12 protein-coding genes and 1 pseudogene are annotated in these 15,582 nt (G+C 65.6%); 8 read left to right on the top strand and 5 right to left on the bottom strand.

The features are described from left to right. From EOA29_RS09125 to EOA29_RS09115, 3 genes and pseudogenes are all read left to right on the top strand, one after another. A partial coding sequence (locus tag EOA29_RS09125) for a glycosyltransferase family 4 protein (RefSeq protein WP_127220804.1) occupies positions 1 to 477 on the top strand: 477 nt, incomplete at its 5' end. Next, positions 474 to 1,106: pseudogene (locus EOA29_RS09120) on the top strand (WecB/TagA/CpsF family glycosyltransferase); the annotation flags it as partial. The gene EOA29_RS09125 and the pseudogene EOA29_RS09120, both read left to right, overlap by 4 nt. 14 nt (positions 1,107 to 1,120) lie before the next feature. Beyond that, positions 1,121 to 2,047: a DUF6492 family protein gene (locus EOA29_RS09115; protein ID WP_127220802.1), complete on the top strand. Its 927-nt coding sequence runs from the start codon at positions 1,121 to 1,123 to the stop codon at positions 2,045 to 2,047. Position 2,048: 1 nt separating this feature from the next. Here EOA29_RS09115 and EOA29_RS09110 read toward each other — a convergent pair whose 3' ends face one another. Further along, positions 2,049 to 3,344, bottom strand: a complete 1,296-nt coding sequence (locus EOA29_RS09110) for a lipopolysaccharide biosynthesis protein (RefSeq protein WP_127220801.1) — start codon at positions 3,342 to 3,344, stop codon at positions 2,049 to 2,051. Positions 3,345 to 3,544: 200 nt separating this feature from the next. Here EOA29_RS09110 and EOA29_RS09105 point away from each other — a divergent pair, with 200 nt between their 5' ends. The 4 genes from EOA29_RS09105 to EOA29_RS09090 all read left to right on the top strand — a co-directional run bounded on the left by EOA29_RS09105 (position 3,545) and on the right by EOA29_RS09090 (position 9,829). Continuing rightward, the gene (locus EOA29_RS09105) at positions 3,545 to 5,905 is read left to right on the top strand and encodes a GumC family protein (RefSeq protein WP_127220800.1); all 2,361 of its coding nucleotides are present in this window, start codon (positions 3,545 to 3,547) and stop codon (positions 5,903 to 5,905) included. Positions 5,906 to 6,135: 230 nt separating this feature from the next. Continuing rightward, the gene (gene folD, locus EOA29_RS09100) at positions 6,136 to 7,035 is read left to right on the top strand and encodes a bifunctional methylenetetrahydrofolate dehydrogenase/methenyltetrahydrofolate cyclohydrolase FolD (protein WP_127220799.1); all 900 of its coding nucleotides are present in this window, start codon (positions 6,136 to 6,138) and stop codon (positions 7,033 to 7,035) included. A gap of 52 nt (positions 7,036 to 7,087) precedes the next feature. Further along, positions 7,088 to 8,050, top strand: a complete 963-nt coding sequence (locus tag EOA29_RS09095; RefSeq protein ID WP_082953990.1) for a GlxA family transcriptional regulator — start codon at positions 7,088 to 7,090, stop codon at positions 8,048 to 8,050. Positions 8,051 to 8,167: 117 nt separating this feature from the next. Next, positions 8,168 to 9,829: a VWA domain-containing protein gene (locus EOA29_RS09090; protein WP_127220798.1), complete on the top strand. Its 1,662-nt coding sequence runs from the start codon at positions 8,168 to 8,170 to the stop codon at positions 9,827 to 9,829. 73 nt (positions 9,830 to 9,902) lie between these two features. On the opposite strand, the gene edd is transcribed toward EOA29_RS09090, so the two are convergent. The 3 genes from edd to zwf form a co-directional block, all read right to left on the bottom strand. After that, positions 9,903 to 11,726, bottom strand: a complete 1,824-nt coding sequence (gene edd / locus EOA29_RS09085; protein WP_127220797.1) for a phosphogluconate dehydratase — start codon at positions 11,724 to 11,726, stop codon at positions 9,903 to 9,905. A 63-nt stretch (positions 11,727 to 11,789) separates the two neighbouring features. Next, a complete protein-coding gene (pgl, locus tag EOA29_RS09080; protein WP_127220796.1) occupies positions 11,790 to 12,506 on the bottom strand; it encodes a 6-phosphogluconolactonase in 717 nt (238 codons plus the stop codon). Next, the gene (gene zwf / locus EOA29_RS09075; RefSeq protein WP_127220795.1) at positions 12,488 to 13,957 is read right to left on the bottom strand and encodes a glucose-6-phosphate dehydrogenase; all 1,470 of its coding nucleotides are present in this window, start codon (positions 13,955 to 13,957) and stop codon (positions 12,488 to 12,490) included. Before zwf ends, pgl begins: the two co-directional genes overlap by 19 nt. 308 nt (positions 13,958 to 14,265) lie before the next feature. Between zwf and EOA29_RS09070 the strand changes: the two genes are divergently transcribed. After that, positions 14,266 to 15,012: an SDR family oxidoreductase gene (locus tag EOA29_RS09070; RefSeq protein WP_126095806.1), complete on the top strand. Its 747-nt coding sequence runs from the start codon at positions 14,266 to 14,268 to the stop codon at positions 15,010 to 15,012. A gap of 73 nt (positions 15,013 to 15,085) precedes the next feature. On the opposite strand, the gene EOA29_RS09065 is transcribed toward EOA29_RS09070, so the two are convergent. Continuing rightward, positions 15,086 to 15,582, bottom strand: a 497-nt coding sequence (locus tag EOA29_RS09065) for an SH3 domain-containing protein (protein ID WP_145969645.1), incomplete at its 5' end; no start/stop codon positions are given.

Here is a 15,582-nt window from a genome sequence, read left to right as displayed (position 1 = left end):
GTCCAGCCCGATGCGGTTGGGCTGGACTGGTTCTTGACTAAGGTCGTCCCGCATCTCAGGCCGGATTTCCGAATCAGGATCGCCGGCAACATGCCGTCGGGCGTGACGTCGACGCATCCCGGCGTCCAGTTCGTCGGAAGGGTTGCCGACGCTCAGGCCTTCGTGCGCGGCGCCGCCGTCATCCCGCTGATCAGCACCGCCGGCAGCGGCGTGCAGTTGAAGACCATCGAGACGTTCGAGCTTGGCCTGCCTTGCGTCGCCACCAGCCGCTCGTTGCGCGGCATCGGTTACCGGCCGCAAAACTGTGTCGTGACCGACGATCCCGTCGCCTTCGCCGCGGCGCTCGAAGCAGCGGCGGCCGACATTCGCGATGCCGATGGAAGTGCTTTCCATTGCCGGCAGGTTAGGGCGCTCGACGCCGCGATCGGGCTTGGGCTGGAGAGGCTCGGCGCCGTCAGGCGAGAGGTCGCTGCATGAACATGCACGCAGCCCGCTCCGCCTTCGGCTTCGATACGCTGAAGAGGATACTCGGCATCTCCGTGCTTGCCATCCGGTGGGATGACGCCGTTACACTGCTTTCCCGGCTGATCGCCGAGCGGCGCTTCACCAAGGTGAGTTTCCTCAACGCCCACAACGCCAACCTCGCTTACAGCGATCCGGTATTTGCCGAAGCGCTTGACGACTTCCTCGTGCTGCCGGATGGCGTCGGCGTCGACATCGCCGCAAAGCTGCTCTACGGCGCGCCTTTCCCCGACAATCTCAACGGCACCGATTTCATCCCGGCTTTCCTGCAGGCATCGACGCGGCCGCTGACCGTGGCGTTGCTTGGCGCGACGCGGGTCAATGCCGAGGCGGCATCGGTCAAGCTTTCGGCGCTCGCGGTGCAGCACAAATTCGTGGTCGTCCATGACGGCTACTTCTCCCCTGTCGAGGAGCCCGCGATCGTCGAGCGCATCGCCAGGCTGCGGCCGGATGTGCTGCTGGTCGCCATGGGCGTGCCGCGCCAGGAATTGTGGATCGCGCGCCACATCGACGCCCGTCACTGCACGTTGCCGATCGCGGTCGGCGCGCTGCTCGATTTCCTGAGCGGCACCGTGCCGCGGTCGGCGGAGGCGCGCCGTTGAACAGCCATTTCGTGCCCGATGCCGCCACCAGGATCGAGCCGTTGCCGCATGCGCCTTCGGCCGCGGTCGTGACGGCGAGCTACGCGCCGGACTTCGAGCGCTGCCGGCTGCTGTGCGAGACGATGGACCGCCATGTGACCGGGGTCGCGCGGCACTACATCCTCGTCGAGCACCGTGATGTCGTGCTGTTTCGCCAGCTTGAGGGCAGCCGCCGCACGGTGGTCGACGAACAGGATCTGCTGCCGCGCTGGCTGCGTGGTTTCGACGATCCGCTCAGCCTGCTTCGCCGCCGCGTCTGGCTGAGTTTCAGGACCCAGCCCCTGCGCGGCTGGCACGTGCAGCAGCTGCGCCGTATCGCCATTGCCGCTCACGCCGGCGAAGGCGTGCTCGTCTTTTGCGATTCCGACGTCGCCTTCCTCAAGCCGTTCGACACGAGTGCCTTCTGGCGCGACGGCAAGGTGCGGCTGTTCCGGCGCGATGGCGTGCTGGCCAAGGACGGCCACGACGAGCATCGCATCTGGTCGCGCAATGCCGCCTCGGCGCTCGGCGTCGAGCCGGCAAAGGTTTCGATCCACGACTATATCTCGACGCTGATCGCCTGGCGCCGCGAGACGGTGAATGCGATGTGCGAACGGATCGAGAAGATCCACGGCCGCGACTGGGTCGGCGTCCTCGGCGCGGCGCGCAAATTCTCCGAATGCATGATCTACGGCCGCTATGTCGACGACCTGCTGGAAGGGGCCGGCCATTTCCATGACTCAATGGAATTCTGCCGCGTCCACTGGAATGGCGAGCCGCTGTCGGACGAGGCGTTCCGCCGCTTCGTCGATGCGATGGCACCGCAACAGGTGGCGATCGGAATGCAGTCCTTCATCGGCACCGATGTCGGCCGCATCCGCCGCCTGATCGGGCTCGAGTGCTAGATCAGACCGCTTTGGCGGGCTTACGCATCGCCGAATAGGTCAGCAGCATCGAGGCCAGATAGAGCAGCAAAAAGACGATGTTGAGCGACAGCACCAGGTTGGGGGTGTCGGGGATCGTCGTCAGCACGTAGGTGAGCAGCACCGCCTTCAAGCCGGCGAGCAGCCCGAGATTGATCGCCCGCACCGCGGTCTGGCCGCGCGCGAAGAGCAACTCTGCCTGGTATTCGACGAGATTGCGCAGGCCCGGCACGCAGACCGCCAGTGCCACCAGAGGCGCGGCCTCGGCGACATTCTTGCCCAGCGCATTGGGGAAGAAGTGCAGCACGATGCCGAGCGACAAGAGCGCCAGCGTCGAGACCAGGAAGACGCCGCCTTCGATGCCGCTCTTGACCGCCAGCCGGGACAAGAGCTCGGGCGCGCGCATCATGCGTTGCACCAGCATCATCGAGAAGGTGCGGATCGGGATTGCCGTGAGATCGACCAGCCGCATGATGATGGCGTAGATGCCGGCGAGGTGTGGTCCGCCGATCGACAGCACCAGGAGCTTGTCGAACTCCATCTGCAGGTAGAACAGCACCTCGGACCCGGCGACATAGACGGAATCGGCGAGCCGCCTGAAATAGAGTTCGGTGCGCAGCCTCAGCCGCTGGCGCGGGTAGAAGAAGGCGAAGGCGACGATCAGCGAGGCGGCGTTGGCGCCGATGTAGAACCACGACCAGACGCCGATGGTGCGCTGCGCGGCAAGCATGAACAGCACCGCGCCGACCGCCCGGAGCGCCGTGGCCAGGATCGCCAGCACCGCGGCGCGCCCGAATTTGCCGAGGCCGTTGTTGACGATCAGCACCACCTCCACCGGCCGCCACAGCAGCGCTTCGGCGAAGACGACCGCGGCGAAGGCCGACAGCGGCACCGTGCCGGCGAAGAAGATCAGGTAGACGCCGTAGGAAGCGGCGGCGAGGACCGGCAGCGAGATCACGCTGAGAAGCAGGAAGCCGGCGGTGAAGGCGCCGATCAGGTTCGGGCGCATCGTGGCCGTGCGGTAGAGCGCCGAGATGAAGCCGAAGGCAAGCACGCGCGACAACATCACGCCTGCCGCCGAGGCCGTGGCGAACATGCCGAATTCGGCGATCGACAGCGTGTTGGCCAAGGCCACGAAATAGGCGAGCGAGAAGACGAGCCGCCCGCCGGCGCCGCTGATTGCCGAGAAATAGTCGAAAACCAGCTTCCGGCGCGCGGCCACGAAATGGCCGATCCGCGCGAGCGTCCGCCGTTGCGGTATGTCGCTGGTCTGGGTCATGTGTCCGTCAAAGCATAGGCAGGAAAGCTTAACGTGCCGTTCTGGCGGCGGCCTTGGCGACCCGGGAAAGGCTGCAACCGAGGCGAGAAAACTGTACGTCCCGATCTAGAAATTAACCTTTTATTTCCCATGCCTGTTTAGCGTGGCTTAACGATTGGCCGACCGCCGCTCCCAAGCCGCCAGAGAGTAAGTTCCAGCACATGGTCGACAGGGAAAACCGTGACGATTGGAGGCGCGAGCGCTCCCTGCTTGCGCTCGGCCAGGCCGTGCGTGGCGAGGACACCGCCGACGCTTCGCTGGTTTCGATCGGCGACAAGGCCGACCCGTCATGGCGCGAGGACGCCGCGGCGCGCCATCGCGCCGCGCGCTTCGAGCGCGAAGGGCGGTCAGATCCGCAAGCCGCCAACATAGACGAACCCGGTCAACATCAGGTCGATCCGCTTTCGGAAACGGTCCGGGCCGGGAACGAACGGGCCGCGCAAGAGGCTCATCCGCAAGCCGGACGGCGCGAAGAAGGCCGTTCCCCGGACTATTCGTCCCCAGACTATTCTTCGGCGCCCGCGTTCGAGCCTCGCCACGCCGAGCCTCGCTACGCAAGCCGGCCGCTGACGGGCAACGATCCCGACGCGCAGGAGTGGAAGCCGCTGATCGACCCGATGCAGGTCGTTCGCGGCATCACCCGCTCCAAGGCGCTGATCGTCTCGACAACGATCCTGGGCGCCGCGCTTGGCATTACCATCGCGCTGTCGACGCCAAAGAAATATGAGGCCACCACCGAGGTCATCGTCGACCCGCGCGACCTCAAGCTCACCGATCGCGACCTGACGCAGAATGTGGTCGCCTCGGACGCGACGCTCGCCATCGTCGAGAACCAGGTCCGCATCCTCACCTCGGGTACGGTCCTCAACAAGGTCGTCACGGACCTCAACCTCACCGATGACCCTGAATTCAACGGCCAGGGCAAGAGCGGCATCGCGGTGATGTCGATACTCCGCTCCATCCTGTCGCGGCAGGATGCGCAGGGTCCGGCCGATGATGCCCGCCGGAACGCGCTGGCGGTCCGCAATCTGGCCGAGAGCCTGGACGTCGAGCGTGGCGGCAAGACCTTCGTCGTCTCTGTTACCGCCACCACCCAGGATCCGGACAAGTCGGCCCAGATCGCCAACGCCATGATCACGGCCTTCCAGGAGATCTCCAGCAAAATCCAGTCCAACACGGCGGGCCGCGCCACCGACGAACTCACGGCCAGGCTCGACGAATTGCGCAAGGGGGTCGAGACAGCGGAGCGCAAGGTCGAGGATTTCAGGGCGACGCACGATCTTGTCGACGCACAGGGTCACCTGATCAGCGACGATCAGATGCTGAAGCTCAACGAGCAGCTTTCGGTCGCCCGCGCCCGCACGCTCGAGCTCAATGCCCGCGCCGCCTCGGCGCGTGCGCTGAACGTCAATTCGGTTCTCAACGGCACTTTGCCGGAAGAGATCAACTCCAACACGATGGGCGAGCTGCGCTCGCAATATGCGGCGCTGAAACAGGAGGCCGACCGCGCTACGGTGAGGCTTGGACCGCGCCATCCGGAGATCGAGGCGCTCAACGCCCAGCTTGCCGGCGCGCGCGAGCGCATCAGCGCCGAATTGCGGCGTATCGCATCTTCGCTGCAGGTCGATCTGAAGCGCTCCGTCCAGCTCGAGCAGGACCTTGCGTCGCGCCTGGCGCAGGCCAAGGTGCAGAGCGGCGACGTCAACAACAACCTCGTTTCGCTGCGCGAGCTCGAGCGGGAGGCGGCCGCCAAGCGCTCCGTCTATGAACAGTTCCTGCTGCGCGCCAAGGAAACGGGCGAGCAGAAGGACATCAACACCGCCAACATCAACGTCATTTCGGAGGCCTACCCGCCGCTTGAAGCGAAGGGGCCATCGCGTGCCGTTAAGGCGCTGGCAGGCCTGCTGGCCGGCCTTTTCGCCGGCATCGGCCTTGGCGCGCTGCGTGGCGCCTATGCGAGCTTGCGCGAAACCGCCAATGCCCGCTCGCGCCGCAGGACCGACGGGCGCGCGTCGACCTCCGAGGGCAAATCCAACCAGGCCGCTCCGCCAGCGCCGTCTGTTAAGCCTTCACCGGCATCGCCCGTTGCTTCGCCGCCTCCGGCAACATCCGTCGCGCCGGCCCCGGTGCGGGGCGGCCGTCCAGGATTCCTGGGGGCGTTGGCTTCGTCGTTGCGCTACCTTACGCAGCGTGGGCCGGGTGAGGCGGTCGATACAGGTGCCGTCCCGGGTGAAAGTGCCCGGCGCGCGCCGGCGCAGGGGACGCATTCTTCTCATCCGCAAGCGCCGCAGCGGGGCGACGTCCAGCCGCCGCCCGCGCAAGGATCCTATTCGTATCGACCGGACTACGAGCGGCCTGACCCGCATGACGATGCGTATTTGCAACCGCCGACGGCCGGGGCGCGCCAGTCCCCGGAAGTCGACCAGCAGGGCCAGATCGACGAGCTGCGGGCCAGCCTGCGCGAATTCCGCGAGGCAGTGCGCGATCTGACCGAGAGCCGCTCGCGCCGCCGCTATTTCTAAAACGCGCCGTCTTCGATAAAAGCGGGCTTCGATAAAAGCTGCCCTCGATAAAAGCAGCCGGTTTCGGGTTTACGGCATCCGACGACGCTTTGGCGGGATTGCCCGGCGGAATTTTCGTGAAAATGCCGCGCTGCAATCGACCGCATGCGCCCGGCGTTCGCGGATCGATTGTTGATTTGAGGATTGGGGTCGCATGAGCGCGGCCGCGCAAACAGTGCTGAAGGTGAGTGATGGCCGAAGTGATCGACGGAAAGATTGTCGCCGAAGACGTTGTTCAAAAGGTCAAGGCGTTGACCGCCGATCTGTCGGCCAGGGGCGCGACCAGGCCTGGCTTGGCGGTGGTGATCGTCGGCGAGGATCCGGCAAGCCAGGTCTACGTCGCTTCGAAATCGCGCACGGCCAAGGAATGTGGCTTCCTCTCGCTCCAGCACACGCTGCCGGCCGAAACCACCGAGGCGCAGTTGCTCAAGATCATCGGCGACCTTAACGCCGATCCGTCCATCCACGGCATCCTCGTGCAGTTGCCGCTTCCGCGCCATATCGATTCCGGCAAGGTCATCCAGACGATCGCGCCGGAGAAGGACGTTGACGGCTTCCACTTCATCAATGTCGGCAAGCTCGGCACCGGCGAGCTGGAAACGGCTTTCGTGCCCTGCACGCCGGCCGGCTCCATGCTTCTGATCGAGCGTGTGCGCGGCAAGGACCTTTCCGGCCTCAACGCCGTGGTCGTTGGCCGCTCCAACATCGTCGGCAAGCCGATGGCCAATCTGCTGCTCGCCGCCAACTGCACGGTCACCATTGCGCACAGCCGCACCAAGGACCTGCCGGCGCTGGCGCGCACCGCCGATATCCTGGTCGCCGCTGTCGGCCGTCCGGAAATGGTCAGGGGCGATTGGGTCAAGCCCGGCGCCACTGTCATCGATGTCGGCATCAACCGCATTCCGGCGCCCGAGAAAGGTGACGGCAAGTCGCGGCTGGTCGGCGACGTCGCCTACGCCGAAGCGGCCGAGGTCGCCGGTGCCATCACGCCCGTCCCCGGCGGTGTCGGGCCGATGACCATTGCCATGCTGATGGCCAACACTGTAGCTTCCGCCTACCTCGCGGCCGGGTTGAAGCGGCCGTCCTTCTGATCAGAAAGCAGCGTCCTTGCCGAACCTTACTGCTCCTGTCGAACGGCCGGTCATGGGCGATCCCGTTCAGGGCGGTCGGCAGTTCGGCTTCCTGCTGGTCGACAAGTTCTCGATGTTCTCGCTGGCCGCGGCGATCGATTGCTTCCGCTCGGCCAACCGTCTGCTCGGCCGCGACTACTACGGCTGGACGACGATTTCGGCCGATGGCGACGCGGTCATGGCCTCGAACGGCCTGCCGCTCAAGATCGACTATTCCGTCGCGGACATGCCGCCGGTCGACATCCTGTTCGTCTCGGTCGGGCTCACCACAGAGTTTCCCGGCAAGAGCAAGGTGCTGGCGGCGCTGCGCAGCTGGGGCCGGCGCGGCAATGCGCTCGGCGCACTGTCGGTCGGCTCCTACCTTCTCGCCGAGGCCGGGCAGCTCGACGGCTATCGCTGCACCATCCACTGGGAGAACCGCGCCGGCTTCATGGAGCGCTTCCCCGACATCAACTGCACCGGCAACGTCTTCGAGATCGACCGCAAGCGCTACACCTGCGCCGGCGGCACCACCTCGATCGACCTGATGCTGGAGATCGTGCGCGGCGATTTCGGCTCCAACCTCGCCAATGGCGTCGCCAACCAGTTCCAGCACGAGCGCATTCGCTCGGCCGGCGACCGCCAGCGCGTCGGACCCGAGCGGGATCTCACCGGCAAGTCGGAGAAGCTCAGGCGCATCGTCGAGCTGATGGCCGACCATCTCGACGAGCCGCTGTCGGCGGTGCAGCTCGCCAAGTCGGCGGGTCTGTCGGTGCGCCAGGTCGAGCGCCTGTTCCTGCGCCACCTCAACGTGACGCCCGGCCGCTATTACATGCGGCTAAGGCTCGAGCGGGCCCGCGAACTGCTGCGCCAGACCAACATGCCGATCCTCGACGTAGCGATCGCCACCGGCTTCACCTCGCACTCCTATTTCGCGCAAAGCTACCGGCTGCAGTTCGGCCGCCCGCCGTCGGAAGAGCGCCGCACCACTTACTGAGCAGCGGCTACCCGGGAACTTGGCCCTCTGTGCGGAAGGCCACCCGCGGACTTGTGTCCCGACGCCTCCTCAAATAGCTTTCCCGGCGCGGACAGGGGGCACACTCAGGAGATTTTCATGGCGGGACTGGCACGGAGCGTCGCTGCGGCGATCCTCCTTTTGTCGATGACCAGCTTTGGCTTTGCCGCCAACAAGGTCATCATCATTCTCGATGCATCGGGCTCCATGTGGGCCCAGATCGACGGCAAGCCGAAGCTGGAGATCGCGCGCGAATCGCTGCGCACGGTGCTGCAGTCGGTGCCGGCAGACGACGAGATCGGCTTCATGGCTTACGGCCATCGCCAGAAAGGCAGTTGCGAGGATATCGAGCTGATCGTGCCGCCCCAGGCGGGTTCCGCAAGCGCGATTTCGGCCGCCGCCGACAGCATGAAATTCCTCGGCAAGACGCCGCTTACGGCAGCCGTCAAAAAGGCGGCGGAAGCGCTCAGATACACCGAGGACAAGGCCACCGTCGTCCTCATCACCGATGGGCTCGAGACCTGCGGCGGCGACCCTTGCGCGCTCGGCAAGGAGCTGAAGGAAACCGGCGTCGACTTCACCGCCGACGTGGTCGGCTTCGGCCTGACCGCCGATGAAGGCAAGCAGATCGCCTGCCTCGCCGAGAACACCGGCGGCAAATACATCCAGGCCTCCGACGAGAAGGCGCTGCAGGAAGCGCTGGTCGAGACCGTCGCGGCGCCGGCTCCTGCGCCTGAACCCGCTCCGGCTCCCGCACCGGCGCCTGCGCCCGAATCCGCCAAGCCTGAATTCAATTTCATGCCGAGCGTGGTCATAGCCGAGGGCGGCGACCCGATCACCGACAGCAATGCCTGGGAGATTTATAAGGCCGCGGCCGACGGCACGCGTGGCGATCAGGTCATGACCGAGTATGGCGAGCTCAAGACCAATCTCGAGCCGGGCGACTACATCGTCGTCGGCCGCGACGACGAGGCAAGGAGCGAGCAGAAGATCAAGGTCGAGGCCGGCCAGACCTATAGCCCGCTGTTCACGCTGAACGCCGGCACTTTGGTCATTCACCCGCATGCGAGCCAGGGCTCGGAGATCAGCGGCGAGGCGCGTGTCGACTTTAATTATCCGGGCGGCACCACCACGCACTATGGCGACGCCAAGGCCACCGTGCCGGCGGGCGAGCAGAAAGTGACGGTGCAGATCGGCGCTGGCACGGCAACCGAGACCATCCAGCTTGCCGCCGGGCAGACCGTCGAGAAAGACGTCGTCGTCGGCGTCGGCCACGCCGTGCTCAACGCTTACTACACCGCCGGCGGCGACAAGGCCGACAATTCCGGCATAGGCTTCGAGATCGTCAAGGCGAAGAAGAAGATCGACGGCTCGCGCGAGAGCGTCGAGCACTCCTATGGCGCGGACAGCAAGTTCTGGCTGCCGCCGGACGACTATGTCGCGCTCACCACGCTCGACCTCGCGGTCGTCGAGCAGCCTTTCAGCATCAAGGCCGGCGACAACCAGGACATCAAGGTCACGCTCGACGCCGGCGTGCTGGCGATGTCGGCACCCGGCGCCTATTCGATCGAGGTTTTCTCGTCGAAGAAGGATATCGAAGGCAAGCGCAAGTCACTTGGGTTGACCTATGGAGATAGCTGGCAGCAGACGATCCCCGCGGGCGACTATGTCGTGGTGCGCCATATGTCCGACCAGGGCCAGGACAAGGAAATGCCGGTGACGATCAAGGCCGGCGAGCGGACCGAGATCACGGTGCAGTAGGCATTGCAGTCCGCGAACGGATGAAAAGGGCGGCTCCGAGCCGCCCTTTTTTGTGAAGCACGCTGAGTAGACGTCAGGCGTTTGCGAAGGCGGCGGCGCCGTGGTCGGCGCGGCCGACCAATTGCCGGAACCCGGCGAACAGTTCGCGTCCGAAGCCGAACTCGTTGCCGATGAGATCGGCTTCGGCCGTGCGGCGCAGCGCGAATTCCGTTCCAGGCACCAGGACCTCCAGCGTGCCGGCATCGGCGTCGAGGCGGATGATGTCGCCGTCTTGGATCCTGGCGATCGGCCCGTCCTCGACCGCTTCCGGCGTCACATGGATCGCCGCCGGCACCTTGCCGGAGGCGCCCGACATGCGCCCGTCCGTCACCAGCGCGACGCGCTGGCCGCGGTCCTGCAGGATGCCGAGCACCGTGGTCAGCTTGTGCAGCTCCGGCATGCCGTTGGCCTTCGGGCCCTGGAAGCGGATGACGGCGACGAAGTCGCCGGTGAGCTGGCCGGCCTTGAAGGCATCGTTCAGTCCCTGCTGGCTGTCGAACACTTTGGCCGGCGCTTCGATGACGCGCCGCTCGGGCTTGACGGCCGAGGTCTTGATGACGGCATGGCCGAGATTGCCGGCAAGCACCTTCAGCCCACCGGTCGGCTGGAACGCCTTCTTGAACGGCGCCAGCACCTTTTCGTCGCCGCTTTCCAACGGCGCGGCCTCGCGCATCACGCTGCCGTCGGCGCCGAGCCTGGCTTCGACCGCATAGGGCCGCAGGCCTTCGCCCCAGACCGTCTGCACGTCCTCATGCAGGATGCCTTCGTCGAGCAACTCGCGGATCAGGAAGCCGAGCCCGCCGGCGGCGTGAAAGTGGTTCACGTCGGCGAGCCCGTTCGGATAGACGCGCGCCAACAGCGGCACCGCCTCCGACAGGTCGGAAATGTCCTGCCAGGTCAGCGCGATGCCGGCTGCCGCGGCCATCGCGATCAGATGGATGGTGTGATTGGTCGAGCCGCCGGTGGCATGCAGGCCGACCACGCCGTTGACGATCGAGCGCTCGTCGATCATGCGCCCGACCGGCGTATAGGCATTGCCGAGCGCGGTGATCGCCAGCGCCCGCTTCGCCGCCTCCTTGGTCAGCGCGTCGCGCAGCGGCGTGCCCGGGTTGACGAAGGAGGCGCCGGGCGTATGCAGGCCCATGATCTCCATCAGCATCTGGTTGGAATTGGCGGTGCCGTAGAAGGTGCAGGTACCCGGCCCATGGTAGGATTTGGACTCGGCCTCGAGCAGCTCGGCACGGCCCGCCTTGCCCTCGGCATAGAGCTGACGGACCTTGGCCTTCTCGTCATTCGGCAGGCCGGACGTCATCGGTCCGGCCGGGATGAAGACCGCCGGCAGATGCCCGAAGGTGAGGGCCGCGATCACCAGTCCCGGCACGATCTTGTCGCAGACGCCGAGGAAAACGGCTGCGTCGAACATATTGTGCGACAGGCCGATCGCGGCCGCCATGGCGATCACGTCGCGCGAGAACAGCGACAGTTCCATGCCTGGCTGGCCTTGCGTTACGCCGTCGCACATCGCCGGCACGCCGCCGGCGACCTGGGCGATGCCCCCCGCTTCCCGCGCCGCTTCCTTGATCAGCGCCGGAAACGTCTCGAACGGCTGATGCGCCGAAAGCATGTCGTTGTAGGAGGTGATGATGCCGAGGTTCGGCACGCGGTCGCCGCCGAGCGCGACCTTCTCCGACGGGCTGCAGACGGCAAAGCCGTGGGCGAGGTTGCCGCAGGAGAGCACCGCCCGGTTGGCGGCGCGGCCGGATGCCTCCGCGATGCGGCCGAGATAGGCTTCGCGGCCGGCTTGCGAGCGTTGGCGGATGCGTTCCGTGATGGCTTCGATGTCGCGTCTGGCTGTCATGGTCGGTCCTTTCGAGCCCCGGAAACGTCCTCCCACTGCCTCCGGGACTGTTCCTTGGTGAAATCAGGGTGCCCAGAACACCTCTACCGCAATCGGCGATGCTTCGAGCACTTTGCGGATGGGCTTCTTCGCGCCCGCTCCCATCGCGCCGTCGAAGGCGGTGCGCTTGTCCTCGCCCTCGATGTGGAGCGCGATGAAGCCGGCGGCAATGATCCGCGCCATCGACAGCGTCAATCGCGGCTCGCCGCCGCTTGGCGCGTGCACCGGCAGCACGATCCGCCGCGAGGAGGGGTCGAGCAATTCGCCGAGATTGCCGGCATCGGGAAAGAACGAGGCCGTATGGCCGTCGCCGCCCATGCCGAGCACCACGACGTCGAGCGGCCAGGGCAACTCGTCAAGCATTCCATTGTCCAGTGTCGCCGCATCTTCGATGCTTGCCGCCTCGTGGTAGAGCGGCACGAACCGCGCGGCCGCTGCGGCGTTCCGCAACAGGTTGGCCGCGACCAGCCCGGCATTCGATCGCGGCGAGGCGGGAGGAACGAAACGCTCGTCGACCAGCGTCACCGTGACCTTGTCCCAGGCGATCGGTATGGCGGAGAGCGCTGCGAGGAACTTCGCCGGCGTCGTCCCGCCGGATACTGCGAGCAGCGCCGTGCCGCGCTCGTCGATCGCTTTGGTCAAGCGGGCGGCGACGTTGCCCGCAAGTGCGGCCGCCAGTTGCTGGCGGTCGGCAAAGCCGTTCCAGGCGTAGCCGGCGCCGCTCAATTGCTCTCGTGCCATGTCCGTCCGTCACGTTCGATGAGCGCGATGGAGGCCGAAGGTCCCCAAGTGCCGGCCGTATAGCCCTGCGCTTCCTGCCTGGCGCTTTCCCAGGCGTTCTGGATCGGGTCGATCCACTTCCACGCCGCCTCGACCTCGTCGCGGCGCATGAACAGCGTCTGGTTGCCGCGCACCACATCCATGATCAGCCGCTCATAGGCATCCGGCGCCCGGCCCTGGAACGACTGCGCGAAGCTCATGTCCAGCGAGATCTGGCGCAGCCGCATGCCGCCCGGCCCCGGATCCTTGATCATGATATACTGCTTGACGCCTTCGTCCGGCTGCAGGCGGATGACCAGCTGGTTGGGGAAGATCGGACCGGCGCTGTCGCCGAAGATGGAATAGGGAATCGGCTTGAACTCGATGACGATCTCCGAGACGCGGGTCGCCAGCCGCTTGCCGGTCCTGAGATAGAAGGGAACGCCGGCCCAGCGCCAGTTGCCGATCTCGGCCTTTACGGCGACGAAGGTCTCGGTGTTGCTGTCCTTGCCGAGCTCCTCGACATAGCCCTTGACCGGCCCTCCGGCGGAAGCGCCGGCACGATACTGGCCGCGCACGGTTTGCTTCGGCGCCTCGTTGCCGTTGATGCGCTTGAGCGCCCTCAGCACCTTCAGCTTCTCGTCGCGTACGGCATCCGCGTCCATCGACGACGGCGTTTCCATGGCGACCAGGCAAAGCAGTTGCAGGATGTGGTTCTGCACCATGTCGCGCAGCGCGCCGGCCTTGTCGTAATAGGTGACGCGGTCCTCGAGACCCACGGTCTCGGCCACCGTGATCTGCACATGGTCGATATGGGCGGAATTCCACAACGGCTCGTAGAGCGCATTGGCAAAGCGCAGCGCCATCAGGTTCTGCACCGTTTCCTTGCCGAGATAGTGATCGATGCGGAAGATCTGGCTTTCGTGGAAATCATCGCCCACCGCGTCGTTGAGCGCCCGTGCCGAGGTGAGATCGCGCCCGATCGGCTTCTCCAGCACGATGCGCGAGTTCGGCGTGATCAGCCTGTACTCCTTGAGCTGGTGCGAGATGTCGCCGAAGAGCGCCGGCGCCACGGCCAGATAGAAGGCGCGGATGCGGTCGCTGTCGCCGATCGCCTTCTTGAGCTTGTCGAAACCGGCGCCGGTGGTCGCGTCGGCCGAGACGTAGGAAAGGCGCGCCAGGAAGGTCTCAAGCTCCTTGGCGTCGACGTCGGCCTGCTTCACGTGCTCGGAAATCGCCTTCTTGGCGAAGGCCTGAAACTCGGCGTCGGTCATTTTCGCTCGCGACGTGCCGATGATGCGCGTCGGCTCCGTGAATTGCTGGCCGCGCTGGCGGTGGTAGAGCGAGGGCAGAAGCTTGCGCTCCGACAGGTCGCCGGTGCCGCCGAAGATGACGAAGTCGAAAGGGTCGACGGGGATGATCTGGCTGGTCATGGTCAGTCCGATTTGATGCCGGTCGCCGGTAACGGGGCTGATATATTCTAATCGATTTAAATCGTCCAGTGCCAAGGTGTCACATCAAGGGCCAATCGCAGGGGATCGTTTGGGTCTGCATGTGCCCTTGACACTGGCGCTGCCGGGAGGCTTGTCGGCAAAGCGACGTCTTCCGGCAGCGTTCGCGGCTGCAACATAGAACGTGAATGTGACGAAAGCTAAGGGAGAAGATCATGAATGCGACATCTGTCGCGTCATGGACAGGCTCCCGGTGCAAATTGGGGACGATCTCGATGAGCGGGAAAACGATGCGTCTGGAAAACAAGGTTGCCATCATCACCGGCGCGGCGTCCGGCTTCGGCGAGGGCATGGCCAGGCGTTTCGCCGAAGAGGGCGCGCGCGTCGTCGTTGCCGACCTCAACGCCAAGGGGGCCGAGCGCGTCGCGGGAGAAATCGGCGACCGCGCGATCTGGACCCAGACCGACGTCTCGCAGCGCTCCGAATTCGACGAGATGGTCTATGCCGCAAAGAGCGCCTTCGGCCGCGTCGACATCATGATCAACAATGCCGGTTACACCCATCGCAATGGCGACATGCTGGGCGTCGACGAGGAAACCTTCGACCTGATCACCGCGATCAACATGAAGGCGATCTATCATGCGGCACTTGCCGTGGTGCCGATCATGGATCGGCAGGGCGGCGGCGTCATCCTGACCACGGCCTCGACCGCCGGCATCAGGCCGCGGCCCGGCCTTACCTGGTACAACGCCTCCAAGGGTTGGGCGATCACCGCCACCAAGTCGATGGCGGTCGAGCTGGCGCCGAAAAACATCCGCGTCAATTGCCTCTGCCCGGTTGCCGGCGAGACCGGCATGCTGGAGAAGTTCATGGGCGCCGACACGCCGGAGATTCGTGAGAAATTCCGTGCCTCGATTCCGCTCGGCCGGTTCTCGACGCCGCTCGACATCGCCAATGCGGCGCTGTGGCTGGCCTCCGATGAGGCCGCCTTCATCACCGGCGTGGCGCTGGAGGTGGATGGCGGGCGCTGCATCTGAGCGGCCGCTCCGGCGCGAAAACGGCTCGGGCCGTTCACGGCATTTGCGGCGGTTGGCTCGGCCGAGGAACGGATCAGGCGCCGGTCTTGACGTAAGTTTTGTAGACCCAGCCGTGCTTGCCGTTATAGACGATCTCGCACCATTTCTTGCAGCCCATCACCTGCACCGACGCCTTGGCCGGCACCGTGACGATAGCGGATGCGCCCTTCTTGGGGCCGCTGCGCATGGTGACTGCCCTCAGGATTCGTCCATTGGCGCCAGCGCTGACCTGCTGAGGTATCGGCTTGTCCTGAGTCGCGTCCTCGGTTGCCGCCGACTGAGCCTCGGGAGCCTGCGGCTTTGCTTCCGGTATGGCCGCGGTCTGGGCGCCATCCATCTTGTCGTCGGGCTTTTTCGCATCCGCCGACTGGCCAGCCGCCGGAGCGGGAGCCGCGACCTCGGACAAGGCGGTCGAAGCATCATTTTCTGACGCGGATTCGGCGAAGGCCGCAACGGCTGGCTTGTTGTCCTGCGTTGCCGGCTTCTCTGCGGCTTGCCCGGATGAGGCCGGCGGGGCTTCTGCCGCATCGG

Source organism: Mesorhizobium sp. M1E.F.Ca.ET.063.01.1.1 (genome assembly GCF_003998155.1).
Lineage (GTDB): Bacteria > Pseudomonadota > Alphaproteobacteria > Rhizobiales > Rhizobiaceae > Mesorhizobium.
The sequence above is the reverse complement of the archived record's forward strand: the minus strand, read 5'-3'. Positions and strand labels throughout refer to the sequence as shown.

Excerpts from the sequence above, each read along its gene's own strand:
- EOA29_RS09110 (WP_127220801.1), bottom strand. The coding sequence starts at position 3,344 with ATGACCCAGACCAGCGACATACCGCAACGGCGGACGCTCGCGCGGATC.
- EOA29_RS09105 (WP_127220800.1), top strand. The coding sequence starts at position 3,545 with ATGGTCGACAGGGAAAACCGTGACGATTGGAGGCGCGAGCGCTCCCTG.
- folD (WP_127220799.1), top strand. The coding sequence starts at position 6,136 with ATGGCCGAAGTGATCGACGGAAAGATTGTCGCCGAAGACGTTGTTCAA.
- EOA29_RS09095 (WP_082953990.1), top strand. The coding sequence starts at position 7,088 with ATGGGCGATCCCGTTCAGGGCGGTCGGCAGTTCGGCTTCCTGCTGGTC.
- EOA29_RS09090 (WP_127220798.1), top strand. The coding sequence starts at position 8,168 with ATGGCGGGACTGGCACGGAGCGTCGCTGCGGCGATCCTCCTTTTGTCG.
- edd (WP_127220797.1), bottom strand. The coding sequence starts at position 11,726 with ATGACAGCCAGACGCGACATCGAAGCCATCACGGAACGCATCCGCCAA.
- pgl (WP_127220796.1), bottom strand. The coding sequence starts at position 12,506 with ATGGCACGAGAGCAATTGAGCGGCGCCGGCTACGCCTGGAACGGCTTT.
- zwf (WP_127220795.1), bottom strand. The coding sequence starts at position 13,957 with ATGACCAGCCAGATCATCCCCGTCGACCCTTTCGACTTCGTCATCTTC.
- EOA29_RS09070 (WP_126095806.1), top strand. The coding sequence starts at position 14,266 with ATGCGTCTGGAAAACAAGGTTGCCATCATCACCGGCGCGGCGTCCGGC.